The sequence below is a fragment of the Lentzea sp. NPDC102401 genome (assembly GCF_044765805.1).
GTDB classification, from domain to species: Bacteria; Actinomycetota; Actinomycetes; order Mycobacteriales; family Pseudonocardiaceae; genus Lentzea; species Lentzea sokolovensis.
In genome coordinates, this window is the sequence record NZ_JBIWKS010000007.1 from 67,693 (window position 1) to 93,834 (window position 26,142).

30 protein-coding genes are annotated in these 26,142 nt (G+C 68.7%); 17 read left to right on the forward strand and 13 right to left on the reverse strand.

Features of this window, described 5'->3' with window-relative positions; genetic code table 11:
• Positions 1 to 2: 2 nt before the first annotated feature.
• Positions 3 to 926, reverse strand: a complete 924-nt coding sequence (locus ACIRG5_RS24475) for an ATP-binding cassette domain-containing protein (protein WP_402908328.1) — start codon at positions 924 to 926, stop codon at positions 3 to 5.
• The gene (locus tag ACIRG5_RS24480) at positions 883 to 1,347 is read right to left on the reverse strand and encodes a universal stress protein (RefSeq protein WP_402908330.1); all 465 of its coding nucleotides are present in this window, start codon (positions 1,345 to 1,347) and stop codon (positions 883 to 885) included. The genes ACIRG5_RS24475 and ACIRG5_RS24480 overlap by 44 nt, the downstream gene beginning before the upstream one ends.
• Before the next feature lie 162 nt (positions 1,348 to 1,509).
• Between ACIRG5_RS24480 and ACIRG5_RS24485 the strand changes: the two genes are divergently transcribed.
• The 3 genes from ACIRG5_RS24485 (at position 1,510) to ACIRG5_RS24495 (ending at position 3,002) form a co-directional block, all read left to right on the forward strand.
• Positions 1,510 to 2,196, forward strand: coding sequence for a CBS domain-containing protein (locus tag ACIRG5_RS24485; protein ID WP_402908332.1), 687 nt, complete (start codon positions 1,510 to 1,512; stop codon positions 2,194 to 2,196).
• Positions 2,197 to 2,292: 96 nt separating this feature from the next.
• The gene (locus ACIRG5_RS24490) at positions 2,293 to 2,508 is read left to right on the forward strand and encodes a PLDc N-terminal domain-containing protein (protein ID WP_402908334.1); all 216 of its coding nucleotides are present in this window, start codon (positions 2,293 to 2,295) and stop codon (positions 2,506 to 2,508) included.
• A gap of 191 nt (positions 2,509 to 2,699) precedes the next feature.
• Positions 2,700 to 3,002, forward strand: a complete 303-nt coding sequence (locus ACIRG5_RS24495; RefSeq protein ID WP_402908336.1) for an HPF/RaiA family ribosome-associated protein — start codon at positions 2,700 to 2,702, stop codon at positions 3,000 to 3,002.
• Between the two features lie 83 nt (positions 3,003 to 3,085).
• Here ACIRG5_RS24495 and ACIRG5_RS24500 read toward each other — a convergent pair whose 3' ends face one another.
• Complete coding sequence (locus ACIRG5_RS24500; protein ID WP_402908338.1) at positions 3,086 to 3,289, reverse strand: hypothetical protein; 204 nt, start codon at positions 3,287 to 3,289, stop codon at positions 3,086 to 3,088.
• Between the two features lie 141 nt (positions 3,290 to 3,430).
• Here ACIRG5_RS24500 and ACIRG5_RS24505 point away from each other — a divergent pair, with 141 nt between their 5' ends.
• A complete protein-coding gene (locus tag ACIRG5_RS24505; protein ID WP_402908340.1) occupies positions 3,431 to 3,694 on the forward strand; it encodes a hypothetical protein in 264 nt (87 codons plus the stop codon).
• 405 nt (positions 3,695 to 4,099) lie between these two features.
• Here the strand turns inward: ACIRG5_RS24505 and ACIRG5_RS24510 are convergent, their stop codons facing one another.
• Both ACIRG5_RS24510 and ACIRG5_RS24515 read right to left on the reverse strand, forming a co-directional pair.
• A complete protein-coding gene (locus ACIRG5_RS24510) occupies positions 4,100 to 4,324 on the reverse strand; it encodes a hypothetical protein (RefSeq protein ID WP_402908342.1) in 225 nt (74 codons plus the stop codon).
• 30 nt (positions 4,325 to 4,354) lie between these two features.
• Positions 4,355 to 4,780: a hypothetical protein gene (locus tag ACIRG5_RS24515; RefSeq protein WP_402908344.1), complete on the reverse strand. Its 426-nt coding sequence runs from the start codon at positions 4,778 to 4,780 to the stop codon at positions 4,355 to 4,357.
• A gap of 132 nt (positions 4,781 to 4,912) precedes the next feature.
• On the opposite strand from ACIRG5_RS24515, the gene ACIRG5_RS24520 reads away from it, so the two are divergent.
• Positions 4,913 to 7,492 carry a cation-translocating P-type ATPase gene (locus tag ACIRG5_RS24520; RefSeq protein ID WP_402908346.1) on the forward strand — a complete coding sequence of 860 codons (2,580 nt, stop codon included), beginning with the start codon at positions 4,913 to 4,915 and terminating at the stop codon, positions 7,490 to 7,492.
• Between the two features lie 59 nt (positions 7,493 to 7,551).
• Here the strand turns inward: ACIRG5_RS24520 and ACIRG5_RS24525 are convergent, their stop codons facing one another.
• Entirely contained in the window at positions 7,552 to 8,589 is a 1,038-nt protein-coding gene (locus tag ACIRG5_RS24525; protein ID WP_402908348.1) for a zinc-dependent alcohol dehydrogenase family protein, read from the reverse strand.
• 190 nt (positions 8,590 to 8,779) lie between these two features.
• Here ACIRG5_RS24525 and ACIRG5_RS24530 point away from each other — a divergent pair, with 190 nt between their 5' ends.
• Genes ACIRG5_RS24530 through ACIRG5_RS24545 form a run of 4 tightly spaced genes read left to right on the forward strand, consistent with a single transcriptional unit; the run spans position 8,780 to position 13,350 of the window.
• On the forward strand, positions 8,780 to 10,150 hold the full coding sequence (locus tag ACIRG5_RS24530; protein ID WP_402908350.1) for an APC family permease: 1,371 nt from the start codon (positions 8,780 to 8,782) through the stop codon (positions 10,148 to 10,150).
• Positions 10,147 to 11,391 carry an arginine deiminase gene (locus ACIRG5_RS24535; protein ID WP_402908352.1) on the forward strand — a complete coding sequence of 415 codons (1,245 nt, stop codon included), beginning with the start codon at positions 10,147 to 10,149 and terminating at the stop codon, positions 11,389 to 11,391. The genes ACIRG5_RS24530 and ACIRG5_RS24535 overlap by 4 nt, the downstream gene beginning before the upstream one ends.
• Positions 11,392 to 11,404: 13 nt before the next feature.
• Complete coding sequence (gene argF, locus ACIRG5_RS24540; protein ID WP_402908354.1) at positions 11,405 to 12,397, forward strand: ornithine carbamoyltransferase; 993 nt, start codon at positions 11,405 to 11,407, stop codon at positions 12,395 to 12,397.
• On the forward strand, positions 12,397 to 13,350 hold the full coding sequence (locus ACIRG5_RS24545) for a carbamate kinase (protein ID WP_402908356.1): 954 nt from the start codon (positions 12,397 to 12,399) through the stop codon (positions 13,348 to 13,350). Before argF ends, ACIRG5_RS24545 begins: the two co-directional genes overlap by 1 nt.
• Positions 13,351 to 13,501: 151 nt before the next feature.
• On the opposite strand, the gene ACIRG5_RS24550 is transcribed toward ACIRG5_RS24545, so the two are convergent.
• Positions 13,502 to 14,998, reverse strand: coding sequence for a SulP family inorganic anion transporter (locus tag ACIRG5_RS24550; RefSeq protein ID WP_402908358.1), 1,497 nt, complete (start codon positions 14,996 to 14,998; stop codon positions 13,502 to 13,504).
• Positions 14,999 to 15,437: 439 nt separating this feature from the next.
• Between ACIRG5_RS24550 and ACIRG5_RS24555 the strand changes: the two genes are divergently transcribed.
• The 5 genes from ACIRG5_RS24555 (at position 15,438) to ACIRG5_RS24575 (ending at position 19,351) form a co-directional block, all read left to right on the forward strand.
• Entirely contained in the window at positions 15,438 to 15,992 is a 555-nt protein-coding gene (locus ACIRG5_RS24555) for a redoxin domain-containing protein (RefSeq protein WP_402908360.1), read from the forward strand.
• Positions 15,989 to 16,876, forward strand: a complete 888-nt coding sequence (locus tag ACIRG5_RS24560) for a cytochrome c biogenesis CcdA family protein (protein ID WP_402908362.1) — start codon at positions 15,989 to 15,991, stop codon at positions 16,874 to 16,876. The genes ACIRG5_RS24555 and ACIRG5_RS24560 overlap by 4 nt, the downstream gene beginning before the upstream one ends.
• Positions 16,877 to 16,910: 34 nt before the next feature.
• Positions 16,911 to 17,276, forward strand: coding sequence for a DUF1330 domain-containing protein (locus tag ACIRG5_RS24565; protein WP_402908364.1), 366 nt, complete (start codon positions 16,911 to 16,913; stop codon positions 17,274 to 17,276).
• Positions 17,277 to 17,714: 438 nt separating this feature from the next.
• Complete coding sequence (locus tag ACIRG5_RS24570; RefSeq protein ID WP_402908366.1) at positions 17,715 to 18,887, forward strand: FAD-dependent oxidoreductase; 1,173 nt, start codon at positions 17,715 to 17,717, stop codon at positions 18,885 to 18,887.
• 155 nt (positions 18,888 to 19,042) lie between these two features.
• Complete coding sequence (locus tag ACIRG5_RS24575; protein WP_402908368.1) at positions 19,043 to 19,351, forward strand: hypothetical protein; 309 nt, start codon at positions 19,043 to 19,045, stop codon at positions 19,349 to 19,351.
• Positions 19,352 to 19,357: 6 nt separating this feature from the next.
• On the opposite strand, the gene ACIRG5_RS24580 is transcribed toward ACIRG5_RS24575, so the two are convergent.
• The 4 genes from ACIRG5_RS24580 to ACIRG5_RS24595 form a co-directional block, all read right to left on the reverse strand.
• Positions 19,358 to 19,840, reverse strand: a complete 483-nt coding sequence (locus tag ACIRG5_RS24580; RefSeq protein ID WP_402908370.1) for a MarR family winged helix-turn-helix transcriptional regulator — start codon at positions 19,838 to 19,840, stop codon at positions 19,358 to 19,360.
• Between the two features lie 32 nt (positions 19,841 to 19,872).
• Entirely contained in the window at positions 19,873 to 20,292 is a 420-nt protein-coding gene (locus ACIRG5_RS24585; protein ID WP_402908372.1) for an SRPBCC family protein, read from the reverse strand.
• 291 nt (positions 20,293 to 20,583) lie between these two features.
• On the reverse strand, positions 20,584 to 21,948 hold the full coding sequence (locus ACIRG5_RS24590; RefSeq protein WP_402908374.1) for a sensor histidine kinase: 1,365 nt from the start codon (positions 21,946 to 21,948) through the stop codon (positions 20,584 to 20,586).
• Positions 21,948 to 22,631: a response regulator gene (locus ACIRG5_RS24595; RefSeq protein WP_402908376.1), complete on the reverse strand. Its 684-nt coding sequence runs from the start codon at positions 22,629 to 22,631 to the stop codon at positions 21,948 to 21,950. Before ACIRG5_RS24595 ends, ACIRG5_RS24590 begins: the two co-directional genes overlap by 1 nt.
• Positions 22,632 to 22,887: 256 nt before the next feature.
• On the opposite strand from ACIRG5_RS24595, the gene ACIRG5_RS24600 reads away from it, so the two are divergent.
• The 3 genes from ACIRG5_RS24600 to ACIRG5_RS24610 all read left to right on the forward strand — a co-directional run bounded on the left by ACIRG5_RS24600 (position 22,888) and on the right by ACIRG5_RS24610 (position 24,775).
• Entirely contained in the window at positions 22,888 to 23,079 is a 192-nt protein-coding gene (locus tag ACIRG5_RS24600) for a hypothetical protein (protein ID WP_402908378.1), read from the forward strand.
• Between the two features lie 96 nt (positions 23,080 to 23,175).
• The gene (locus ACIRG5_RS24605; protein WP_402908380.1) at positions 23,176 to 23,988 is read left to right on the forward strand and encodes a DUF4142 domain-containing protein; all 813 of its coding nucleotides are present in this window, start codon (positions 23,176 to 23,178) and stop codon (positions 23,986 to 23,988) included.
• A gap of 172 nt (positions 23,989 to 24,160) precedes the next feature.
• On the forward strand, positions 24,161 to 24,775 hold the full coding sequence (locus ACIRG5_RS24610) for an NAD-binding protein (protein WP_402908382.1): 615 nt from the start codon (positions 24,161 to 24,163) through the stop codon (positions 24,773 to 24,775).
• A 75-nt stretch (positions 24,776 to 24,850) separates the two neighbouring features.
• On the opposite strand, the gene ACIRG5_RS24615 is transcribed toward ACIRG5_RS24610, so the two are convergent.
• Both ACIRG5_RS24615 and ACIRG5_RS24620 read right to left on the reverse strand, forming a co-directional pair.
• The gene (locus tag ACIRG5_RS24615) at positions 24,851 to 25,156 is read right to left on the reverse strand and encodes a DUF3040 domain-containing protein (protein WP_402908384.1); all 306 of its coding nucleotides are present in this window, start codon (positions 25,154 to 25,156) and stop codon (positions 24,851 to 24,853) included.
• Complete coding sequence (locus tag ACIRG5_RS24620; protein WP_402908386.1) at positions 25,114 to 26,136, reverse strand: FAD-dependent oxidoreductase; 1,023 nt, start codon at positions 26,134 to 26,136, stop codon at positions 25,114 to 25,116. The genes ACIRG5_RS24615 and ACIRG5_RS24620 overlap by 43 nt, the downstream gene beginning before the upstream one ends.
• Between the last annotated feature and the right edge of the window lie 6 nt (positions 26,137 to 26,142).

The following is a 26,142-nucleotide window of genomic DNA, read 5'->3' on the forward strand; positions in this document are numbered from 1 at the left end:
GGTCACTCCCGCAGCGCTTTGCCGGTGAGGTGCAGGAAGACGGTCTCCAGGTTGGGCTCGGCCACCTCGACGGAGCGCACCACGGCCCCGTTGGAGGAGATCGCCGACAACACGACCGGCAGGCATTCCCGCGCGTCGTCGACGACGAGTTCGAGGCCGTGCCCGTGCACCGCCACGCTCTTCACGTCGCGCAGGTCGCCGAGCATCGTCGCGGCATGGACGAGATCTCCGTCCAGCAGCAACGAGATCCGGTCCCGTTCACCGAGTTGCTCCACCAGTTCCCGGCGGGTGCCCTCGGCGATGAGCCGCCCGGAGTCGATCACGCCGACCCGGTCGCAGAGCCGTTCGGCCTCCTCCATGTAGTGCGTGGTGTAGAGGATCGCCATGCCCTCGGCGGCGAGCGCCCGGACGTTGTCCATGATCTGGTTGCGGCTCTGCGGATCGACGCCCGCGGTGGGCTCGTCGAGCACCAGCAGACGCGGTTCGTGCAGCAGCCCGATCGCCACGTTCAGCCGCCGTTTCATGCCGCCGGAGTACTCGCGGGCCAGGTCGCCCGCGCGGTCGGTGAGGCCGACCACGTCGAGCACGTGGTCGACGCGGGAACGGGCGGCGCCGTAGAGGCTCGCGAAGAACCGCAGGTTCTCCCGGCCGGTGAGGTCCGGGTAGAGCGCGAGCTCCTGTGGCACGTAGCCGACCAGCCGTTTGGCGGCGATGGCCCGCGTCGACATCGGCTCGCCGGCGACGACCACCTCACCGGCGTCCGGTTCGAGCACACCGGTGATCATCGAGATGGTGGTGGTCTTGCCGGCGCCGTTGGGTCCGAGCAGGCCGTAGGTCTCGCCTTCCGCGATCGTGAACGAGACGTCGTCGACGGCCTGGACGTCACCGAACCTGCGGCTCAGGCCGGAGCATGAGAGGACCGTCATGGTGCGCTCCTTCCAACGGGACCACGACGACGGGACAAAGGGCATGCCGCAGGCAGTAACTCGTGACGGAGCTCATCACCAGCACGTCCGCCCTGTGCGAGCCGTGTTCGCCGACGACGAGGCAGGCCGCATCGGCGGAACGCTGCACCAGCACCGGACCCGCCACGCCCTGCGGCACCTCCGCGTCGATGCGCACGTCGAGCACTGACGGGCCGAGTGACTCCAAGGCGGCCTCCAGGTCGTGGCGGTGCCTTTCGCTGAACGGATCGATGCCCTCGTCGAGCGAGGGGTTCAGCTGGCAGACCGACAGCGCCAGGACGGACGCGTTGGTGCGTTTGGCCTCCGCGACGGCCCAAGCGAGCGCTCCCCGCGCGGCGGGGGAGCCGTCGACGCCGACGACGATGCGGGACTTGTCGTTCATGAGCTGCTCCTCGGGTGGGTTCGCTGATCAGCGTGCCCAGTGCGGGATGCCGTCGCGCAGAGCCCTTCGTCCCGTACCGGCACCGGCTTTCGCACGTGTCGCGGGTGCCCGGCGTGGATGAACGCTGGGTGCACGGACACCGGCGACTTGCGGAGGACTGTCATGCGCGAACCCACCGTGGCCTCACTGATGACCGCCGAGGTCATCGGTGCGAGCCCGGACACCCCGTTCCAGGACCTCGTGCGACTGCTCGGGGACAACAGGATCAGTGCGCTGCCGGTGGTCGAGGACGACCGGCCCGTCGGCGTGGTCTCCGAGGCGGACCTGCTGCCGAAGGAGGAGTTCCGGGCGGGAGCCGAGGAGCCTCCCGGCTTCTTCGCCGGACGCGCGGAGAAGCACCGCTGGACGCAGTCCGCCGGGCTCACCGCCCGGGACGTCATGACCTCTCCGGTGTGGACCACGACCCCGGACACCCCGGCGAGCAGGGCGGCCCGCGAGCTCGCCACCGCGGGCGTGCGCAGGCTGTTCGTGGTCGACGGCGACGGCGTGCTGGTCGGCGTGCTGTCCCGCCGGGACCTGTTGCAGCTGTTCGTCCGGGAGGACGCCGACCTGCGTCGCGAGATTCAGGACGAGGTGTTCGGCCGGACGCTGTGGGTCGACCCGCTGACCATCGGCGTCACCGTCTCCCGAGGCGTCGTCACGTTGAGCGGCCGGTTGGAGCGGCGCAGCGAGATCGAGATCGCGGAACACGTCGTGCGGTCGATGCCCGGTGTGGTGGAGGTCCACAACAACCTGAGGCCGGAGTGGGACGATTCGAAGCCGCCGCGCCAGACCGAGATCTTCGGCTGATGGCCGGCTCGCCGAGGTACTGCTCGGCTCTGTCAACGCACATTGCCTGCACCACGCGGCCCTCCCCGCCGTGGTCGTGAAGGAGGCGAAGACCTGATGAGAAGGAAGCATTGGAGCGAACTGACTGTGTGGCAGCGCAGGACGGCGGTGGCGACCGGGGTCGTCGAGGCCACCCTCGCCGCGGCGGCCTGGACCGACCTGGCGCTGCGGCCGGCGCAGTTCGTGCGGGGCAGGAAACTGTGGTGGGCGCTGGCGATCCTGGTGAACTTCGCCGGCCCGATCGCCTACTTCCACTGGGGCAGAAGGACCTGATCCCCGAGTTTCGGAGACCGGTGGCGCGGACGACTTCCTCCGTCTCCCGTGTTCGGTGTGCTCTCACGATGCTGACCTGGTCGATCAGGGGACCAGGGACCCGGGTCCCTGTCCGCACGCCCCCTTGGCACCTGTCGCGGGGTGATCGAGTTCGACGACTGTGCACGCATCAGGACCTATGGAGGTGTTCGATGAAGCACGCAGGCGCGACCGAGATCGACAACGTCGTGGTGGAGCTCGGTGATGGAGTACCCGCCGAGGCCAGGCAGTACGCGCACGACAAGATCGCCCCGCTCAGCCGCTACGCACCCGCGCCGGTGGCGTTCGCGCGGGTGCGGGTGACCCGGCCCGGACCGCGCACGATCGCGGTTCGGGTGAACCTCGACGTCAACGGCACCTCGTTGCCCGCACAGGCAGAGGCCGCCACGTTCGCCGAGGCGGTCGACGAGGTGCACGACCAGCTGCACACCCGCCTGCTGAAGATGCACAACTGACGAACCACGACGAAGGTCGCCTCCCACCGGGGGAGGCGACCTTCGTTCTACGTGGGGCTAGCCTTCCACCGCGCGAGATGGAATCACGACAACGGGGCATCCGGCGTGCTTGGGGTCATCCGCCGCCCCAGGCCGCGCTGATCTGGGCCGCCGACGAGGCCCGCCGCCGGGGGCTGTCCGCTCACGGTGATCTCGGCCCGCTGCCCGCCGAGATCGGCACGGGGCTGACGCCCGGCCATCTCGACGCGGCTCAGCAGGCGGCGCAGAGGCGGACGAGCTCCGTACACCGCCGGGGTGTGGCTGTCCTCGGGGGTCGATCTGTTCGGACGCCTCGGTTGGTCCCTTTGACGACGGGACCTTCGTCCCTGTGACTGGAGCGCGACACGTCGCAGAGTAGAGCCGCCACACTCCCTAGCTGAGGATGTCCGATGCGGCACACCGCCATCAGGCGCACCCCGGTCACCGTGACGAAGTACTTCGACGAGGTCGTCCAACGGCTCGCGTGCGAAGGTGTCGACGTTTCACAGATCGTCCTCGAACTCTCGCCCGTGCATCCGATGCAGGGCGAGCTCGTCACCGACCGGGGTCCGGTGCTGCGCTGGCACGAGGATCTCGGGTGGAGCAACGGCAGCAAATCCGCCAGCCCGGTGGCGCATCCGACAGAGGTCGCCGGGCTGCTCGAACACCTCTGACCGCGGCGCTGATCTACCTGAGTTCGACGTTCTCCCTTCCGCGCTGCCGGAGCCGATCGGTCCGGCGTTCCACCGTCCACAACGAACACGGCGCGGCTCGCCGTGACGACGAACAGCGCCGGTCATCTTTCGGAGACGGCTCCGTGGTGGGGCTCGCTCGTGGTGTTCCTGCTGCTCGGTGAACTAGGCCGGATGTTCGGGTTCGACCAGCGGCTGACGGACTTCTCGCGTTGTGCGCACGTGACGAAGGTGCCCGGTTCCGTCGTCACCGCGACCCCGGCACTCACACCTCACGAAGGATTGCGGGAGAGGTCGAGCAGGCGAATTCTGCTGGCCTGCAGGCGGTTCAGCAGCGCGCCGAAGTGCCACCGGTGCGGTGAGACCAGCCACGACCATCCGGGGAGCTCACCCAGGTCCGATGCTCTGCACTCCGACCCGCCCGCGTCCCGGTGCGAGGGCGTCCACGACGACGCACCCGGACACCACCACCCAGCACTGATCGGCGAGCCCGCCTTCGTCGAACAGCCGGGTCTCCTGCGCGTAGGTCTCGACTCGGCTGACTCCCGCGATCGCCGCGCGTTGGGCGTGCGACAGCTTCGCGAACAGTGGGAGGGAATCGAGCTCGGTCATCGTTGTTGCCGTGGCGGTTCACCTGTGCCTCTAGGGCGTCGAATAGGGTTCGTGGTGCTCGATGGACTGCGACACCTCGGGTGGGTGGGTGTGGCCGCGGCGTTGTTCGGTCAGTTCTTCGGCGAACTGCTCCTGACGTTCCTCGCCGCGGTAACGGGCGAGGACGGTCATCGTGATCGCGTGTGCCACCGCCAGTAGGAGCAGCACGATTCCGAGCTTGGTCACGAGCTTCTGCAGTTCGCCTTCGACCGGCAGGTCGACCGTGGAGACCAGGGCGACGAGGCCGAGCACGATCAGCGTGAACAACGTGGTGGTGAGCCAGCTCGCGGCCACGCTCATGCCGCGGTTCGCGTTGTCGCCGAGGTACTTGCGGCCGCTGATCGTGATGATCGCGGCGTCGACGACGACCAGCAGCGTGCTGACGAGGAGGAAGGCGATGTAGCTGTCGGTGTTCATGTCGACCAGCGTCGGGCCGGCACGGCTGCGGGAACAGGGTCGTGCGCCCGGTGCGGGATGGTGCGCATTGGTCCCGGCCCGGAGGGACGTCGTGCCCTGTGCGCTGCTCGCCAGCCCCAGTGAGATGCATTTATGACTGTCGCGACAACGGGACTTTCCTCTGCCGAAGCGGCGAGGCGACTGCATGACGACGGGCCGAACGAGCTGCCGCGGGCACGTCGGCGGCATCCGCTGCTGTTGCTGGTCGAGCAGTTGGTGCACTTCTTCGCGCTGATGCTGTGGGCCGCCGCGGTGCTCGCGTTCATCGCGGGCATGCCCGCCTTGGCCGTGGCGATCGCGGTGGTGGTGGTGCTCAACGGTGCTTTCGCGTTCGCCCAGGAATACCGGGCCGACCGCGCGGCGCAGCGCTTGCGTGACCTGATGCCGTTGCGCGCCACGGTGCGCAGGGACGGCCATCTCAGCCAGATCGACGCCTCCGAACTGGTCGTCGGCGACGAGCTGTTGCTGGAGCCCGGTGCGCGGATCTGCGCCGACGGCGAGGTGCTCACCGCTTCGGGGCTCGCCGTCGACGAGTCGATGCTGACCGGTGAGAGCGTGCCGACGAGACCTGTTGCCGGGCAGCAGGTCTACGCGGGCACCTACGTCGCGGAAGGCGAGGCGGCGGTGCTGGTGAACGCGATCGGCGGGCACACGAAGCTCGCCGGCATCGCGGCGCTCACCCAGGAGGCCAAGCCGCCGCGCAGCCCGCTCGCGACCCAGCTGCACAAGGTCGTGGTGGTCGTCGCGGTGCTCGCTGTCGTGATGGGTGCGGTGTTCTTCGGCATCGCGGTCCTGCTCGGGCTCCCGCCCGCGGAAGGGTTCCTGTTCGCCATCGGCGTCACGGTGGCGCTCGTGCCGGAAGGGCTGCTGCCGACCGTCACGCTCTCGCTGGCCCGTGCGGCGCAGAACATGGCAGCTCGGAACGCGTTGGTGCGCAAGCTCGACGCGGTGGAGACGCTGGGAGCGACGACGTTCATCTGCACCGACAAGACCGGCACGTTGACCCGCAACGAGATGTCGGTCGTGCACGTGTGGACGTCCCGTGGCGAGGTGACCGTGCACGGCACCGGTTACGAGCCGACCGCCACCGTGAACGGAACTCCGCAGGCGATCGAACAGGTGCGTGAGCTGGCCTCCAGCGCGAAACGCTGCTCTCCGGTCGCCCATGTGCTCCACGAAGGAGGCAGGTGGCTCCCGGTCGGAGACCCGATGGAGGTCGCCCTGCACGTCCTCGCCGCGCGCGTGGGCGTGGACAACCCGTCGGCGGACTCGGTGCGGTTCCCGTTCGATCCCAGACGCCGTCGATCGTCCGTTGTGGACCCCGACGGTGTGCACGTGACAGGTGCGCCGGAAACGGTCCTGCCGCTGTGCGTGACGACGCGTGGTGCCGAAGACGCGATCGCGGCACTGGCTCAGCGCGGGTTGCGCGTGCTGGCGGTGGCACGGAGGGCGGCGCGGCCGGGTGACGAGGACTCCTGGCAGCAGGCCGAACAGGGGCTCGAGCTCCTCGGCCTGGTCGGCCTGCAGGATCCGCCGCGCGATGACGTCGAGGAGGCGATCGCGTCGTGCCGGTCCGCGGGCATCCGCCTTGCCATGATCACCGGCGACCACCCGGCCACCGCTCGAGCCATCGCCGAACAGGTGGGTCTGCTCGGTCCCGACCGCCTGGTGGTGGAGGGCTCCGCCCTGCCGGCCGACCCGGACGAGCTGGGCGCGTTGCTGGACCACGACGGTGTCGTGGTCGCCCGCGTCACGCCCGCGGACAAGCTGCGCATCGCGATGGCGTTGCAGCGCAGAGGACATGTGGTCGCGATGACCGGGGACGGCGTGAACGACGGCCCGGCACTGCGCGCCGCCGATGTCGGGATCGCCATGGGCTCCTCCGGCACGGACGTGGCCCGCGAGGCGGCCGACCTGGTGCTGCTGGACGACCACTTCGGCACGATCGTCGCCGCGGTCGAGCAGGGCCGTGCCACGTTCGCGAACATCCGGCGCTTCCTCACCTACCACCTGACCGACAACGTCGCCGAGCTCACGCCCTTCGTCGTGTGGGCTTTGTCCGGTGGCTCGATCCCGCTGGCGATCACCGTGCTCCAGGTGCTGGCGCTGGACATCGGCACCGACCTGCTTCCCGCGCTCGCCCTGGGCGCCGAGCCGCCGAACGAGCACACGATGCGCGGCAGGCTGCGCACCGGCTCGCTCGTGGACGGATCCTTGCTGCGCAGGGTTTTCGGCGTGCTCGGCCCCGCCGAGGCGCTGATGTCGATGCTCGCCTTCCTGGTCGTGCTGGTGGCGGGAGGCTGGCGGCTCGGAGAGGCCCCGGACGCCACGTTGCTCGCGACCGCGTCGGGCACCGCGTTCACCGCGATCGTGCTCGGCCAGTTGGCGAACGCCTACGCGTGCCGCAGCGTGAGCCGGCCGGTGTGGCGAACTGGATTGCGCGGCAACAGGTTGCTGCTGTGGGCGGTGGCGTTCGAGGTCGTCTTGCTCGTGGTGTTCCTGTTCGTGCCACCGCTACCGGACCTGCTCGGCGGGCATGCCCCGTCTGCGCTCGGCTGGGCACTCGCCGCCGCGACGGTGCCGGCCGTGGTGCTGGCCGATGCCGCCGTGAAGGCGGTCCTGGCACGGAGGGTGAGCTCCGCACAGGGGGCTCAGCGGCCTCTCACGCCGTGAGGACGTGCCGTCTGGACATGGGAAAGGCGCCGGGGATATCCCCGGCGCCTTTCTTCTTGTCAGGCCTGCAGAACCACTTTCAAGGCGCCGCTGTCACGCGCGTTCTCGAACACCTCGTACGCCTGCTCCATCTCGCCGAGAGCGAACCGGTGCGTGATGAACCGTTCTCCGTCGATCCGGCCGGACGCCACCATCCGCAGCAACGTCGGCGTGGACACGGTGTCCACGAGCCCCGTGGTGATGGTGATGTTGCGGATCCACAGGCTCTCCAGGTGCAGCGTGGCGGGCTTGCCGTGCACACCGACGTTCGCGATGTGGCCGCCTGGCCGCACGAGCTTCGCGCACAGCTCGAACGTGTCCGGCACTCCGACCGCCTCGATCGCGACGTCGGCGCCCAGGCCGCCGGTGAGCTCCTTGACGATCCGCTCGGCCTCCTCGGCGCTCGACGCGGTGATGTCGGCGCCGAACTGCTTGGCCGCGTCGAGCCGTGACGGCGCGAGGTCGACGGCGACGATGTGGCTGGGGCTGTAGAGCTGTGCCGTCTGGATCGCGGCCAGCCCGATCGGCCCGGCACCGACGATCACGACGGTGTCCGCGGGCTTCACGGTCCCGTTGAGCACACCGACCTCGTAGGCGGTGGGCAGGATGTCCGCGAGCACCACCGCAGCGGTGTCACTGACGTCGGCGGGCAGGAGATGCGTCGAGGTGTCGGCGAACGGCACCCGGACGTACTCGGCCTGCACACCGTCGACCAGATGGCCGAGGATCCAGCCACCCCCGCCGAGGCACTGCCCGTAGCTGCCGGTGCGGCAGTACTGGCAGCGTCCGCACGTGGAGATGCAGGAGATCAGCACCCGGTCGCCCGGCTTGAGTCCCGTGACCGACGCCCCGACCTGCTCGACCACGCCGACGGCCTCGTGACCGAGGATCCTGCCCGGCTCGACCTCGGGCACGTCCCCCTTGAGGATGTGCAGGTCGGTGCCGCAGATGGTGACCGCGGTGACGCGCACGACCGCGTCGGTCGGGTCCTTGATCCCGGGCTTCGGCACGTCCTTCCACTCGCGCTTGCCAGGGCCTCCGTAGACCAGCGCCTTCATCTGTTCCTCCTCGTGAGTCGGCTTTCTTTCCAGGCTTCTCGTGCGGCGGGGCGGTGCGCAGAGACAGGGGTCCCGCGCGGGTGGGGACCTTGTGCCCGGCGCCGACGAGACGTGAGCAGGTGGGACGACAGCGCGCCTCGGCGCAGGCTGCTCACAGCGAAGGAGTCCACATCGGAGTGAGGAGATCGCCGTGAGCACAGACGTAGCGGGGCCGGAGGCCGCCACGCGGCCCGGTCCGGGCAGCCGGCCACGCCCGTCCAGATTCGGTCTGCCGACCGCGACCGCGCTGGTGGTCGGTTCGGTGATCGGAACCGGCGTGTTCGGCCTGCCGACCGCACTCGCGGCGTTCGGCCCGATCAGTCTCGTGGCGTTCGTCCTCGTGTCGATCGGCGCGCTGGCACTCGCACTGACCTTTGGCGCGCTGGCCAAGCGCATCAGCGGCTCCGGCGGCCCGTACGTGTATGCCAGGGAGGCGTTCGGCGAGTTCGCGGGATTCCTCAACGCCTGGTGTTACTGGATCACGGCGTGGGCGGGCAACGCGGCCATCGTCGTGGCGCTGGTCGGCTACGTCGAGGTCTTCGTCAACACCGAGCACCAGGTGGGCTGGTCCATCGTGATCGCGTTGGCGGGCCTGTGGATTCCGGCTCTGGTCAACCTGTCCGGACTGCGGAGCATGGCCGTCACGCAGATCGTCTTCACGGTGCTGAAGATCGTGCCGTTGCTCTTCATGGCCACGGTCGGCCTGCTTTTCGTGAAGTCGGCGAACTTCGGGCCGTTCAACGCGAGCGGTACCTCGATCGGCGGCGCCATCTCGGCCGCGGCGGCGATCGCGCTGTTCAGCTTCATCGGGATCGAGACCGCGTCGGTGGCGGCCGGCCGCGTGCGCGATCCCGAGCGCAACGTCGGGCGGGCCACGGTGTACGGCACGATCGGTTGCGCGGTCGTCTACGTCCTCGGCACCTTCACCGTCTTCGGCACCGTGCCGAACGCGGCGCTGCGCGAGACCTCGGCGCCGTTCACCGACGCCGCCAATGCCATCTTCGGCGGCCAGTGGGCCGGTCAGACCGTGGCGATCGCCGCTGTGGTGTCCGGCATCGGCTGCCTGGTCGGTTGGACCCTGATCATCGGCGAGATGCCGATGGCCGCGGCGAAGGACAACCTGTTCCCGAAGGCGTTCCTGCGGACCCGGGGCGACATCCCGAGCTTCGGCATCATCAGTTCCACGGTGCTCGCCTCGGCGCTGGTGGTCGTCAGCTACACCAACTTCGAGCAGGTCTTCACCACCCTCGTGCTGCTGTCGGTGTTCACCGCCGTCGTGCCGTACCTGTTCAGCGCCGCCGCGCAGCTGTACTGGCTGCTGGTCCGAGGCCGCCGGGCCGAGTGGCCACACCTCGTGCGCGACTGCACCGTTTCGGTCCTGGCTCTCGCCTTCGCCTTCTGGGCGCTGGCCGGAAGCGGCTACCAGGCCGTCTACTACGGCGTCGTCTGTCTGCTGCTGGGCGTGCCGCTCTACATCTGGCTGAAGGTCGGTCGCCGCGAGTACGGCGAGGCCGGGTCATGACCCTCGGCGTCGGATCGGAGGTCGGTGCGCTGCGTCAGGTGATCGTGCACCGGCCGGGACTCGAACTGAGCAGGCTCACCCCGCGCAACTGCGACGAGCTGTTGTTCGACGACGTGCTCTGGGCGTCGAAGGCCCAGGAAGAACACGACGCGTTCGCCGCGGTGCTGCGCGATCGAGGGATCGTCGTGCACCACACCGGCACCCTGCTCGCCGAGACCCTGGAGCTGCCCGAGGCGCGGGCGTTCGTGCTCGACCGCGTCTGCACCCCTGAACTGCTCGGACCGACGTTGATCGGCCCGGTGCGCGAGTTCGCGGAGAAGGTCGACGCCCCGATGCTCGCCGAGCTCCTGGTCGGCGGAGTGACTCGCGCCGACCTGTCCCCGCTCGGCGTGCCCAGCCTGCGCTGGAACAGCCTCGGCCTGGACGACTTCGTCCTGCCGCCGCTGCCGAACACCCTGTTTCCGCGCGACAGTTCAGCGTGGATCTACGGCGGTGTCACCATCAACCCGATGGCCAAAGCCGCTCGCCGTCGCGAGTCCCTGCACTGCCAGGCGATCTACCGCTATCACCCGCTGTTCGCCGATGCGATGTTCCCGATCTACTACGGCGCGGACGACGCGAACCACCAGCCCGCAACGCTGGAAGGTGGCGACATCCTCGTTCTCGGACGCGGCACCGTGCTGATCGGGATGGGGGAGCGGACCACTTCGATGGGAGTGGAAATCCTTGCGCGCGAACTGTTCCGCACCGGCCAGGCGAGTTCCGTGATCGCCGTGCAACTGCCCCGTTCCCACGCCCTCATGCACCTCGACACGGTCATGACCATGCTCGACCTGGAGACCTTCGTCCGGTACCCCGGCCTTGACCCCGAGACGCTCAGGACCTGGGTGATCACACCTGCCGACGCGGAGGAGGTGATCGAGCGCAGCTCGGCCGGCCTGCGTGTGGAGGAGCGGTCCTCGGTGTTCGAGACGATCGCCGACATGCTCGGAGCCGACGGCCTGCGCGTGCTGTGCGCGGACGAGGACGCCCGCGCCGCCGAACGCGAACAGTGGGACGACGCCAACAACTTCCTCGCGCTCGCACCCGGCGTCGTCGTCGGCTACGAGCGCAACACCGTCACCAACACCATGCTCGCCGACCACGGCATCGAGGTCATCTCCATCCCCGGCAACGAACTCGGCCGCGGCAGGGGCGGCGCCCGCTGCATGACCTGCCCGATCCAGCGCGACGGCATCTGAAAGGACCACCGCAATGCGCCACCCCGGCTCTCTGCTCAAGGAACTCGACCTCACCAAGGAGAAGTTCCTCGACCTCGTCTCCCAGGCGCGCGGGCTGAAGCGCGCCAAGTCATCCCACACCGAACACCCGCTGCTGAAGGGCAAGAACATCGCCCTGGTCTTCGAGAAGAGCTCGACCCGAACCCGCTGCGCCTTCGAGGTCGCCGCCCACGACCAGGGCGCCCACGTCACCTACCTCGACCCGACCGGCTCCCACATGGGCCGCGAGGAGTCCATTCCGGACACCGCCAGGGTCCTCGGCCGCATGTTCGACGCCATCGAGTTCCGCGGCTTCGCCCAGGACACCGTCGAGACGCTCGCCGAGCACGCCGGAGTGCCCGTGTGGAACGGCCTCACCGACTCCTGGCACCCCACCCAGATGCTCGCCGACATCCTCACCATGACCGAGAACTTCGACGGCGAGATCGAGGACATCAAGTTCGCCTTCGTCGGCGACGGCCACAACAACGTCGCTCGCTCGCTGCTCGTCACCGGCGCCCTGCTCGGCATGGACGTCCGCATCGCCGCGCCCGCCGAGCTGCAGCCACCCGCCGACGTGATCGCCAAGGCCCACGAGCTGGCCGCGGAAAGCGGCGCCCACGTGCTCGTCACCGACGACCCCGAACAGGCCGTCGCCGGCGCCGACTTCATCTACACCGACGTCTGGGTCAGCATGGGCGACCCGCAGGACGCCTGGGACACCCGCGTGCCCCTGCTCACGCCCTACCGCGTCACCGCCGAGCTCATGAAGGCCACAGGCAAGCCCGGCACGAAGTTCCTGCACTGCCTGCCGTCCATCCACGACCGCACCACGACCGTCGGCCGCCGCGTCCACGACCAGTACGGCCTGGAGGGCGCCGAGGTCACCGACGAGGTCTTCTCCTCCCCGAACTCGGTCGTCTTCGACCAGGCCGAGAACCGCCTCCACACCATCAAGGCGGTCCTCGTCGCCGGACTGGCCTCCTGATGCGCATCGTCGTAGCCCTCGGCGGCAACGCCCTGCTGACTCGCGGCGAGAAGCCGGACGCGACGGTGCAACTGCACCACGTCGAAGCAGCGGCGCGGGCACTCGCGCCGCTGGCCGCGGACCACGAACTCGTCGTGTGCCACGGCAACGGCCCGCAGATCGGCCTGCTCGCGCTCGAAAGCGAAGCCGACCCCTGCCTGACCCGCCCCTACCCGCTCGACACGCTCGGCGCCGAAACCCAGGGCATGATCGGCTACTGGCTGGCCCAGGCACTGCGCAACGCCGGCGTCCGCAAGCCGATCCTCGCCGTCGTCACACAAACCGTCGTCGACGCCGCCGATCCGGCGTTCGCCACGCCGACGAAGTTCATCGGCCCGATCTACGACCGCGCCCGAGCCGTCAGGCTGGCTCAGCAGAACAACTGGTCCATCGCGGAGGACGGCCCGCACTGGCGTCGTGTCGTCCCGTCGCCCGAACCGGTCCGCCTCGTGGAACAAGAGTCGATCGAGCAGTTGGTGAGCGGCGGAACGATCGTGGTCTGCGCCGGAGGGGGAGGAGCGCCGGTTGTCGACGATGGGCAGCTACGTGGCGTCGAGGCGGTCGTCGACAAGGACCTCACCTCGGCAGAGCTCGCGGTCGCGCTGAAGGCAGACCGTCTGCTTCTGCTGACGGACGTGTCCGCCGTGATGTCGGACTTCGGTCTGCCGAGCGAGGAACCGCTGCACGACCTCGCCCTGGAGGAGCTGGAACAGCTGAGCTTCCCGGCCGGTTCGATGGGGCCGAAGATCGAGGCGTGCCGGCGGTTCGTCCAGGCAACAGGTGCGGCCGCGGCGATCGGTGCGCTGATCGACGCCGAGGCGATCCTGTCGGGCACGGCCGGCACCACGATCTGCTCGATGCCGCTCAAGGCGCAGTTGCATGACCCTCAGCCCGCTGGACCAACTTGCACGTAGCGGTCGTCCCCAGGGGTGTCGCACCAGATCAGCGAATCGATCGTGACCCTGAGGAACATCCATGCACTCCAGCAATGCCGATCAGGCTTCCCCGTGCGAGATGCGCCCGCGTGATCGGCCGGGGGCACTGGCTTCTGCGCCGGACTCCCTCTCAGTGGTTGCCGGCGAGTTCGCCGCTCAGGGTGCCGTGCATGGTCGCGCTCGGGGTGTTGAGGCCGATGATCTCGACGGTCTTGCCGCGGGCGGCGTACTTCGTGGTGATGGCGTCGAGCGCGGCGACGGAGGAGGCGTCCCAGATGTGGGCGGCGCCGAGGTCGATCACCACGCGCTGCGGGTCGTCGGCGTAGTCGAACTGGTAGACGAGGTCGTTGCTGGAGGCGAAGAACAGCTCGCCGGTGACGGTGTAGGTGGCCTGCTCGCCGTCGGGGTCGGGCACTGGGCTGACCGTGACGAGATGGGCGACGCGGCGGGCGAAGATGACCATCGCGGTGATGGTGCCGACGACGACGCCGATCGCGAGGTTGTCGGTGGCGACGACGACGGCCACGGTGATGACCATGACGCTGATCTCGCCGGCGGGCATGCGCCTGAGCGTGGCCGGAGCGACGGAGTGCCAGTCGAACGTGCCGAAGGCGACCAGCACCATCACCGCGACCAGGGCGGCCATCGGGATGTCGGACACGACCGGGCCGAACACGATGCACAGGATCATCAGGAACGTGCCGGCGAGGAACGTCGAGAGTCGCGTGCGGGCGCCGGAGGTCTTCACGTTGATCATCGTCTGACCGATCATGGCGCAGCCGCCCATGCCGCCGAAGAAGCCGGTGACGACGTTGGCGATGCCCTGACCGATCGACTCGCGGGTCTTGTTCGAGTGGGTGTCGGTGATGTCGTCGACCAGCTTGGCCGTCATCAGCGACTCCATCAGTCCCACCAGCGCGAACGCGATCGCGTACGGCAGGATCAGCGTCAGGGTCGCCCAGGTGAACGGCACGTCCGGGATTCCCGGCACCGGCAACGAGGACGGCAGCCTGCCTTCGTCACCCACGGTCGGCACGGCGATGCCGGCACCGATGGTGAGCGCGGTCAGCGCGATGATCGACACCAGGGGAGCGGGCACGATCCTGGTCAGCTTCGGGAACAGCACCATGATCAGCAGTCCGCCCGCGAACAGCGGGTAGACCGCCCATGGCACGTCGATCAGCTGCGGCACCTGAGCGAGGAAGATCAGGATCGCCAGCGCGTTGACGAAGCCGACCATGACGCTGCGCGGTACGAACCGCATCAGCTTCGCCACGCCCAGGGAGCCGAGCGCGATCTGGATCAGCCCACCGAGGATCACGGTGGCGATCAGGTAGCCGAACCCGTGCTCCCGCGTCAGTGGAGCCACGACCAGGGCGATCGCGCCGGTCGCGGCCGAGATCATCGCAGGCCGGCCGCCGACGACGGAGATCACCACCGCCATCGTGAACGACGCGAACAAGCCGACACCGGGATCGACGCCGGCGATGATCGAGAACGAGATCGCCTCGGGGATCAGCGCGAGCGCGACCACCAGCCCGGCGAGGACCTCGGTGCGCAGAACCTTCGGCGACAGCCAGGAAGGGCGAGCCGGTCGCGGCAGCGTGAACGTGGACTTCGAGGACATGGTCAGCGATGAGCCTGTCGTGCTCAGGCCCTGCATCACAGGGCACAGGGGCGGATTGGTGAGGAACGGAAGACCGGACGACGAGCAGGCTCACGCCGCGCACGAAGTCGGGGCGCCGACCTAGGGCGGAGGTGCGGGAAGCCGGTGACGCGGGTAAGACACGCGGCGGCTCCTGGCTGAGCTGGCGGGGGAGAGATGGCGCTGGTCAGCGGCCTGTCTGGACCGTGGTCGACGTTGACCGGACCGCTCTGCGCCGACCTGACTCTACCGTTACGCGAGAGCGGAGATCCCAGGTTCACCTGCGTGTGAGTGGTGACACCACCTCAACGACTGAAATGGACAACGCGGTGCCGGCGAGCCCTGCGGTCGACGTCGCCTCCGGATCGGGCGTCAGCGGTTCGTAACATCCGTGCGGCCGATCATGCGGAAGGATCGGCTCATGTCCGAAATGCGTGTTCTGGCAGGGGCGCTCGTCCTGGTCGCGATGGTGGCCGCCTGCGGTGGTCCCACAGGTGCTCCCGAACCGGCGCAGACAACGCCGACCACCTCCGCGACCGGCGCCCCCACACCGGCGACCGGGGCGGCGTCCGTGCCCGAGCAACTGAACTTCACCGCCAAGACCGTGGACGGCAAGGACATCTCCGGTGCGGACCTCGCCGGCAAGCCCGTCGTGCTGTGGTTCTGGGCGCCGTGGTGCCCGAAGTGTCAGCGCGAGGCGCCCGGTATGGCCGCGGCGGCGAGGGACCTGGGCGGGAAGGTGACGTTCCTCGGGGTCGCGGCACTGGACCAGGTCCCGGCGATGCAGCAGTTCGTGCAGCGCTTCGGCCTCCAGTCGTTCCAGCACGTCGCGGACGTCGACAGCGCGGTGTGGAAGCGGTTCGGCGTCACCGCGCAGCCTGCCTACGCGTTCATCGACGCCTCCGGTCAGGTGGAGGTCGTGACCAGCCAGCTGTCCGAGGACGACCTGCGGCAGCGGCTGGGCCGGCTGGCGTGACGCAGACGCTGCTCGTGGCCGTGGTGGCCGGCATGGTCGCCACGGTCAACCCGTGCGGGTTCGCGATGCTGCCCGCTTACCTCGCGCTGGTCGTGACGGGCGCGAGTGAGCAGTCGCGGGCACGGCTGCTCACTCGCGCGGTCGTGTCGAGTCTCATGATGACGCTCGGCTTCGTCGTCGTGTTCGGCGTGTTCGGCGTGGCGTTCTCGTTGCTCGCGTCGTCGGTGCAGCGATATCTGCCCTTCGTGACCGTCCTCATCGGACTCGCGCTGGTCGTGGTGGGTGTCCTGCTGCTGATGGGCCGAGAGATCAGCCTGCTGGTGCCGAAACCGGCCAGGGGAGCGCCCAACCGGCACGTCGGGTCGATGTTCGGCTATGGCGTCGCATATGCGATCGCGTCGTTGTCGTGCACGATCGGTCCGTTCCTGGCGGTGGCGGGGTCGACGCTGCGCGGTGGTGACCTGCTGGAGGGCGTTTCGGCGTTCCTCGCCTACGCGGCGGGCATGGGTCTGGTGGTGACGGTGCTCGCCATCGGCACCGCGCTGGCCAGTGACGTGATGACTCGCCGGGCGCGGTCGTTGCTGCCGCACGCGGCCCGGCTGGGCGGAGTGCTGCTCGTACTCGTCGGCCTGTACGTCGCGTACTACGGCGTCTACGAGCTGCGCCTGTTCCTGGGCGGGGCTGATCCGTCCGATCCGCTGGTCGACGGCGCCGGACGACTTCAAGGAATGCTCGTGCAGTGGCTCACCGCGATCGGCCCCGTGCCCTTCCTCGTCGTGCTCGTCGCATTGGCGGCAGGAGGAGCGTTGTGGGCCCGCAGGCGAGGTAAGCGGGCGGACGGCTCCGATCGCGGGCCGGCGGGTGCCGGACGGCGGAACCACTGATGCGCGCGGCAACTTGTGGAGGCATGCTGGGCACATGGCCGTCGATCCCCGTGGTGTGGACTTGAAGCGACTGCTCGCCGAGGACTCGGGCGAGCCGCTGGTGATGCTGAACCTGTTGCGATTCGCGGAGGGCGGCGCCGAGTCCTATCGCGAATACGCGCGTCGTCTGAGCGAGACGTTCCTACCCCGCTACGGCGGTGAAGTCCTGTACGCCGGGACCGGCTCCACGGTGCTGGTGGCAGAGGACGGGCAGAGTTGGGACGCCGTGATCATCGTGCGGTATCCGGACCGGACCGCGTTCAGCCGCATGGTCGCCGACCCCGAGTACCAGGAGGTGACGCGGCTGCGGACGGCGGCGTTGGCCGAGGCCGTGCTCCAGGCCACCACGCCGTGGAGTTGATTGGTGCCTGGAGTCACCGTTCGCGGATTTCCTGTTTTCCCTGCGATGTGTCACGTCGCCATCGCTTGAGGCAAAGATTGACTTGGCGCGCGGACGACAGACCGGCGGGCCACCCCGCCAGCGACGGTGCCGCGTGGCCGAGTGTCCAGGCCGTGAGCCTCTCGGGTCCGAGCAGACGTCTGGGGCAAGAACCACCGTGGGCAGCGGCGGCACGTGGTGCACACCCACGCTGATCGCTCGAGTGATCGACCGCCACAGCGACGCCGCGGAGCTCCCAGCGTCTCGTGCGGCAAGTCTCTCTTCGCTCGCCCCGGATCGGAGATCGTGACCGTGCCGCAGCCAGTGTCCGACGCCGATGCAAAGGTTGCACTGTGCAAAGATTGTGGTTGACTTGGGCAGGTGCCCAGTCGAGGGTGCTCCTGATCGGGGGTGGCGGCAGTGCGAGCGTTGATCGTCGGGGCGGGGATCGCGGGCCTGACCACCGCGTGGTGGCTGGAACGCATCGGGTGGGAGGTAGAGGTCGTGGAGCGGGCGCCGGAGTTCCGCGCCGGCGGTTACATGATCGACTTCTTCGGTCCGGGTCACGAAGTGGCGGAACGCATGGGGATGCAGCCGGAGCTGGAGCGCCATCGCGCCCGTATCGAGAGCATCACCTCCGTGGACGAGCGGGGACGACGGAGAAGCGAGCTCGGCGCCGCGACGTACGCGGGTGTGGCCGGCGGCATGATCAGCTTGTTGCGCGGTGATCTGGCCAGCGTGTTGCGCGATGGCGTCGGCGCCCCGATCCGGTTCGGCATGACGGTGGAGGCCGTCGAGCGGATGGACTGTCGAATCCGTGTGCTGCTGACCAACGGCACAGTCGAAGAGGTGGATCTCCTCGTCGGTGCAGACGGTGTCCACTCACGGGTGCGGGAGCTGATGTTCGGACCGGAAGAGCAGTTCGTCCGCTACCTCGGCTACCACGTCGCGGCGTTCTCCGGACACGACGGCGAACTGAGCAGGAGCATCGGCGAGCGGTACCAGATGCTCACGATGCCGAACCGCATGATCGGCAGCTACGCGGTGGGTGAGGGAGGGTTCGCCTCGTTCTTCCTCTATCGCGACGAGGATCGGAGGTTGCCGGACGATCCGGCGACAGCACTGCGCAGCCGGTTCGGCGACCTCGGTGGGGTGGTGCCGAAACTGCTGAGCGCGTTGTCCGGCGACGTCTACTTCGACCAGGCGGCACAGGTCGAGATGGACAGGTGGCATCGAGATCGGGTCGTGCTGGTCGGGGACGCCTGCGGCGCGGTCTCGTTGTTCGCCGGTCATGGCGCGTCGCTCGCGATGACGGGGGTTCACGTGCTGGCGGAAGAACTGGCGGGTGGCGACGTCTCCGAGGCGCTTGTGCGGTACCAGGAACGGATGAGGCCACCGGTGATCCGCACGCAGGAGTTCGGCCGGCGGTTCACCGAGTGGATGGCGCCCTCGTCGAGGTGGCGCATTCTGCTGCGCGACTGGATGTTCCGGCTCGCGGGCCTTCCGTTCGTCCGCACCCGGATCCTCGCCTCCGTGCTGCCGCCCACCGGCAACGTGCTCGATCGTCCGCAACCCGGCCGCGCGCCGTTCTGAGCTGCTGGAACCGATCCGCGGCGGACGTTGCGAACTCCCTACGATGCCGGAGATCGGTCGGGATCGCGCTTGCCTGGAGCAAAGATTGCCGTGTGCGTGAACAACAACGCCGGCGATCGGAAGCCAGAACAGGAACCTTCACGTTCCTCGCGGGCGTGTGGCTGATCGCCGCTCCGCCGCTTCTCGATTTCCAGGCCTCACAACATCTCTTCCGGCCGTACTGGCTTCCGCTGGGGCTGGCCGTGTTGGTCATGCTGGCGGGAATGCTGCGCGCCTTGGCGCCACTGGACGTTCCTGGGCTGCGCACGGTGAACATCGGCCTCGCCGGGACGCTCGTCGTGACGGCGTTCCTGGCGAGTACCGATGTCAGTCAGGTGGTGCAGATCAACCAGGTGGTGGTCGGGGCCGCGGTCGCGCTGGTGTCGTTGGCGGCGGCCATCGATGCCGGGAGGTGGCTGGGCTGAGTCCGGTCAGATCCAGCCGAGGTCGGCGGCGGTCACCGCGGGCTCGCCGCCTGCTTTCGTGAACGCGGTGAGCGCCTCGACGAGGCCCCGCCGTTCTTCCTCAGGCATCTTCGCGACGATCTTCCCGATCGCCGCACGGCGCCGCCGTGTCACACCGCGCACGACCCGGCGCCCTTCGCCGGTCAGTTCGGTGACGACCTCCCGGCGGGTCGCCGGGTTGGGTTGACGTGCGATCATCCCGGTCGCGACGAGGCGGTCGACCATGCGGGTCACGGTGGACGGGTTGACGTCGAGCAGTTCGGCCAGCGAACTGAGCTTCATCGCACCTCTGCTGTCCAGGACGACGAGCATCCGGAACTGCGGCAGGGTGAGGGTCTCCTCGAAGGACGCGAGCGAGCGCGCGGACACGGCTACCAGCAGACGCGAGGCGGTGAGCACGGCGTCGGTGAGCGCGTCGACGTCGTTCGCGCCGACCTTGGACCGGGTCATGCACCTGTTGTACCGCAAGCGCGGTGCTGTGATCACATGGCTGGTTGGTGTACTGCCTGTTTTGTATGACATTCGGCAGCTACAACCGATTCGAGGGCGTCGAGCGCGGACTCGACCCAGGTGTCGACCGTGCTCCGCGACGCTCCGGGAGGGCCGGTCAGCCGCACACTCACCGCGCTGCGTCCCGCGGTGAGACGGAGGACCTGGAGGGTGCCGTTGCAACTGGTCGTGGTCTCGCTGCCCCAGCTGATGCGCAGCCGGTCCCAGTCGATGGCGACCTGCCTCTCGACGTCGACGTCGGCGTGCGGACCGGGCAGCCACAGGCGGATGAGGTTGGGGCCGGACAGCTCGACCTCGATGGAGTCGGGAAGCCAGGCGGTCATGTTGTCGAGATCGGAGAGGACGTCGAAAACGGCCTCCGCGTCGGCGGGCATGGAACGGCTTCGGCTCAAAACGGCGTCCTTCCGGCGGATTCCGTCCATCCTTGCCCAGTTCCCGGACGCCGCTCCTGACGAGTGCCTAACGATCGCCCGTCGTGCCAGGGGAGGGTTTGAGAGCTGTCGGTGCAACAGGCGTGCTCGACGTGGTAGTGGTGGGCGGCGGTGTCGAATGACGTCGTTGCGTCACCACCGGCGTCGGTGCCTCGCTGTGCGTGGTCGGAGTGCCCAGTGGCTCCGGCGCATCCTGTGTGGACACTCCACATGCGCTGACCAGGAAGCACGCGGCGGCGGCCAGACCGATCCTCATGCGAGAGCCTCCGGAAGTTCCACGACGAATCGCGCTCCGCCGCCAGGCCGGTCCTCGACCCAGACCCTGCCGTGGTGGCGGCGGACGTGTTCGGCGACGAGCGCCAGGCCGAGCCCGCTGCCGGAGTCGGCGCCGCGGCTACCCGCTCTGCTGCCACGGGTGAAGCGTTCGAACACCTGAGTCCTCATGTCGCCGGCCACACCTGGTCCCGCGTCATCGACCTCGAGCCGGATGGTGTCGTCCCGGTGGAGCACGGCCAGCCGGACCGCGCCTCCCGCGTGCTGCTCGGCGTTCTCGATCAGATTGCCGATGACGCGGTCGAGCCGGCGCCGGTCGCCGAGCACCAGTGGCGGCGGAGACTCGACGACGATCTCGACGTCCTCGCCCAGCCGCAGACCCGCGGCGCCGTGCACGAGGCCGCCGACGTCCAACGGCTCGAAGTCCTCCTTGTCACCGTCCTGGTCGGCCCGGCTGATCTCCATCAGATCGACCACCATGCGGGCGAACCTGTCCACTTCGGAGGTGAGCAGGCCCAGCGCCTTTCCCGCGGTGCCGGGCAGTTCGGCCTGCCGTCGCCGGAGCACCGCCGCGGCGTTGACCATCGTGGTGAGGGGCGAGCGGAGTTCGTGGCTGACGTCGCCCGCGAACCTGGCATCGCGCAGCACGCGTTGTTCCAGTGCGGCGGCGGTCGTGTTGAACGTGCTCGCCAGTGGCCCGAGGTCCGGGTCGGGCTGATCCGGCAGCCGTGCCTTCAGATCACCGCCGGCGATGCGTGACGCGGCGGCGGTCAGCTCGGTCAACGGTCTCAACGCGCGTCTGCTGGCCCATGAGCCGAGACCCACGCCGATCATGCCGCTGAGAACGGTTCCGGCGATCAGCAGACCGCTGAGGAAGCGGAACGTGCGGTCGAGCTGGACGAGCTGGAAGAGTTCGACGTAGACGCCCTGCCCGTCGGCCAGCGACTGGGCCACCGCGATGACCGGGATGCCGTCGGCGCGCAGGCGTTGTCTGGCGGGAGTGCCGTCGCGGGCCATCACGATCAGCGCGGAGGGCACCACGGCGGGGTCGACCTGCCGTCCGCTCGTCAGCACCTCGTCCCCGCGGAAGAGCATGATCGTCGAGTCTGGGTTGGTGGTGAGGCCGGTCAGCAGCTCGGTCAGTCCGTCGGAGTTGGTGCGGACGGCCTGCTCGACCAGGCGCAGGTTGACCTCCGCCTGGCGGGTCGTGGCCTGGACGCGCTGCCGGAGCATGTAGTCCGACGCGAGGTTCCACGTCGCGATGGCCAGCAGGCTGGTGACGAGCACGGAGCCGAGACCGAGCGCGGCGGCCACCCGCCAGCGCAGGGAGAGGCGGCGCACCATCACCTGGGCGGGCCGATCTTGTATCCGGAACCGCGCACCGTGAGCACGAACACGGGGTCCTCGGCGTTGTGCTCGACCTTGGTGCGAAGTCTGCGGATGTGCACGTCGAGCAGCCGGGTGTCACCGTAGTAGTCGTAGCCCCACACCCGTTGCAAGAGCTGCTCTCTGGTGACGATGCGTCCACCCGCCGCGGCCAGCTCGGCGAGCAGGCGGAACTCGGTGCGCGTCAGCCGGATCTCTTCGCCACCGCGGTGAACGACACCTTCGTCCGGCCAGATCTCCAGGTCCTCGACGCGGTAGGAGAGGTTCTCCCTGGGACCACCCCGGCGCCTCAGCAGCGCTCGGATGCGTGCGGCCAGCTCGCTCGCCACCAAGGGCTTGGTCACGTAGTCGTCCGCGCCCGCCTCCAGCCCGGCGATGACGTCGGGTGTGTCGGTGCGCGCCGTCACGATGATGATCGGCAGGTCACCCTGGGCCCGCAGCTTCCTGCAGACCTGCAGACCGTCCACTCCGGGCAGCATGAGGTCGAGCAGCACGACGTCGAACGAGTCGGTGTCGAGGCGGCTCAACGCGTCCTCACCGGACACGGCCTCGTCCACGGCGAAGCCCTCGTCCGTGAGGGCCAGGCCGAGTGCCTGACGGATGCGCTCGTCGTCGTCCACGAGCAGCACGGAGAAATCCATGTCCCGCTTTTCTTCGTAGGTTTCTGGTGCTGCTTCTATCACGTTGCCATGGTGACCGCATCGCGGTGGAGATGTACGCCTTCGGAAGGAGTTCGTAAGGTTGCACAATGCACGCTTCAGGCATGCTTGTGACCGCGGGTCGAGGCCCGTGGTGGGCGCGTGCCTGCGCGCTTCCGGGGAAGGTCAGACGTCAGTCGGCGAGAGCGGCCGGCGTCTGTCTCTGGACTACGAAAGGCCTTTACCGATCGTGACGGGCATGCCCACCACTGAAGAAGGCACGACGGGGACGATTCTCGTGTGCGACGGGTGCGGGCGATCACGCCGAACCAGCGCGACGGGCTTGTTCGCGTGGGAACTGCTGTGGCTGCAGGCCGATCAGGCCGGCTGGACGGGTTCCGGCAGGCCGTTGGGGCCGCACTACTGCACTGTCTGCGTCGATAACGGCTAGATAACGTTTGCACAATGCAATGATCTGGTGGTCCGATTCGTCCGTATCCCTCCGTATCAGTACACGGTCGCCGTTGCAGGCGGAGGGAGATCCACGGTGCTCATACGTCTCGCCCAGGTGGTGACGGCGGTCGCGATCATCTGTTCGCTCGCGGCCCCGCAGGCATCGGCGCAACCCGACTTCGGGTCGGAGTACACGCAGACCCAGTTCGGTCCGATGGGGCCGGCGGGCAAGGACATGCTCGTGAAGGTGCGCCTGGCCGGGCTGTGGGAAGGTCCCGCGGGGCGTCTGGGACTGGAGAAGTCCGCCAACCCGCTGGTGAAGGAAGCGGGCCGGCATCTGATCAACGGACACGCCGAACTGGACGCCAAGGTCCTCGAGCTCGGGCGAACGCTGAACGTCCCGCTGCCCAGCGAGGCCAACGCCGACCAGCAGGGCTGGATCGCCGAGATGACCACTGCCCCGGCGGGAAGCGCCGAGTTCGACCGCGTGTTCGCCAACCGCCTCCGTGCGGCGCACGGAGGTGTCTACAAGTTCCTGGCGGTAGTGCGCACCGGTACCCGCAACACGCTCATCAGGGACTTCGCGAAGCGCTGCATGGAAGTCGTGCTCGACCACATCCAGGTCCTCGAAGCGACCGGCATGGTGGATTTCAACGACACGAAAGCCATTCCACTCGCCGCGCTCGCCGCGGCGCCGGCCAGCCCCGCACCCGTCCCCATCGTGCCCCAGGCCGTGCCGACCGTGCCCAGGACGCAGAACATCGCTCAGAACAACGGCAGCGACGGCAGCGACGGCAGCGACGGCTCCGACGCGATCCTCGGCGTGCTCGTCATGGTCGCGGTCGTGGGTGGAATCTATCTGTGGACGGGTGGGCGCCCGCGCCGCTCTCGCTCGTCCCGGGAATGACATCGCATCGAAAGGCCCTCGCAAGGTTGCACAGTGCGGGTTTCCACCAGAATGGTGCGGCGGACGCGAACCGGTCGGGGCGAGCGTGCGCGCCAACCGCCACGGGGAGATCCGGGTACCGGCCGACAGGATCGGCGGCCGGTACCCGCCCGCGCAAGATGAGGAACTCCAGATGCGCTCACATGCCGTGCTCATCGGCTACAGCGCCCGCGGCCGTGTCGTCTTGAGCAAGCTGTTCGCCGGAGGGCACGCGACGGAGTTCACCGTGGTCGACTCCGACCCCGAACGTGTGGTGCAGGCCGGAGTGGACGGTGTGCATGCCGTGGCAGGTGAAGGCTGGCGCCTGAACGTCCTGTGGTCAGCGGGCGCGCACACATCGGACCACGTTGTCGTCGCGGTGACCGATGATGCCCTGGCCCTTCGCATCACGTCGGTCGTGCGCAGTCTGAACGAGAGCGCCACGATCACGACTCTGGTTCACAGCACGCAACTGCACGAGCTCATCGAGTTCCTCGGCGCTGACCACGTGCTGGTCGCGGACCGGGTCGGCGAGTGGTCGCTCAAGATGGATGATCTGCCGTACGACCAGTTGTCGGAGCTGGAATGGGCCGTGCTGGAGCGTCCGGTGATGCAGGACGAGGTCGGCAGTTCGCCGCTCGAGTGCGGCAGCGGGGTGCTGGCCGTTCTGCGGGACGGGCAGCGGATCTGGGTCGAGGACCCGGAGGTAGGGGAACTGCGTGGCGACGACTTGCTCGTCGTGCTGAGCACCACGCCTTCGGGTGAGTGAGGGAACTCGCCGATGGCTGCAGAGCCGGGCTGCGAAATCCGCAGCCTCAGCTCCTCTTCGTTCCGGCGTCGTTTCTCACCCGGACGGGTTATCTGGCTGCTGCAGCGCCCGCGCCGCTTTCACGGCCACCTGCACGGGGAACACTGCGATGACGGCGGCACCGACCGCGATCACAACCCACGACGAGAACGTGGCGCCGACGGCCAGAAGTGTCAGGCCGGCCACGTAAGTCGTCAGCAGGCCCACGACGAACAGAGAGGTCCCGGACAGCCGCGCGTGCCACGACGGCTTGGTCAACTTGGTGGCGAAGCCGGGGTCCTCTTCCGCCAGGAGTTGTTCTATCGCGTCCAGTTCGCGCTTCTCGTGCTCGGTGAGTCCCACGGCGCCTCCCGATCGTCGAGCCCTCGAATTCTGGTCTGCGCACGCCGGACGTACGGCCGCAACGTGCGTTCCCACCAACATAGAGCCTCTTCCTCGTCGGGGAAGATGTCCAGTGCGTCGCCCAGCAGTTCGGCCCCGCCGATCGCGAGCGAGACGCCGCGCTCGGCGTGCGGTCCGAGGTGCCAAGCGGCGTCACCGATCAGAACGACGCGCTGGTGCACCCATCTATCCGTTCGCACCCGGTGAACCGGTCCGTCCGGCACACCGTCCACATGCGACAGAAGCGACGGGACCAGCCAGCCGAGGTCGGCGAACAGCTCCGGCCACGGGGTGCCCGGCACGTGCCGCCAGGCGAACGAGACGGCCGATCCCGCGTCGCGCAGCGGATGCAGCCGTATGGATCTGTTGCTGAGACTCAGGGAGACCGCGCAGGACGAAGCCACCTCGATCCGGCGGGACACCGTCGACCAGCCCGGCTGGTGGTCCTGAGAACGGGGCAGAATCGCGTTCGTGGCCTCAGCGGCGGCCTCATCGGCACCCACGACGAGGTCGAACCAGTCCGCGTCGCCCCGAGCAAAGGTCGCGGTGACACCACAATCATCCGCTACCAGGGCAGGGAAGTCCTCGCGGCGGCGAGTTGCCGCGCCGCCGATGACATCGTTCAGCACCGCGGCAACATCATCCCGGCCCAGCACGGGATGGCGCGGAGAAGGCTTGGGGCGTACCGCGAGCGGCAGGCCGGCTCCGTCGACCTCGACGAGACCGCAGCGGGGGTGACGTCGTTCCGCGAGCGCGGGCAGCAGGCCGAGTCGTCGCGAGGCGTCGAGGCCGAAGTCGGTGAGGGCGGCTGGAACCGCATCGGGTTCCCGCGGTGTCGGCTGATCCAGCACGACGACTTCCCAGTCACTGCGCAGCAGGCGGTAGGTGATCGCGAGGCCGCTGACACCCGCACCGATGACGAGCGCTCTTCTGGTGGGCATGACTTT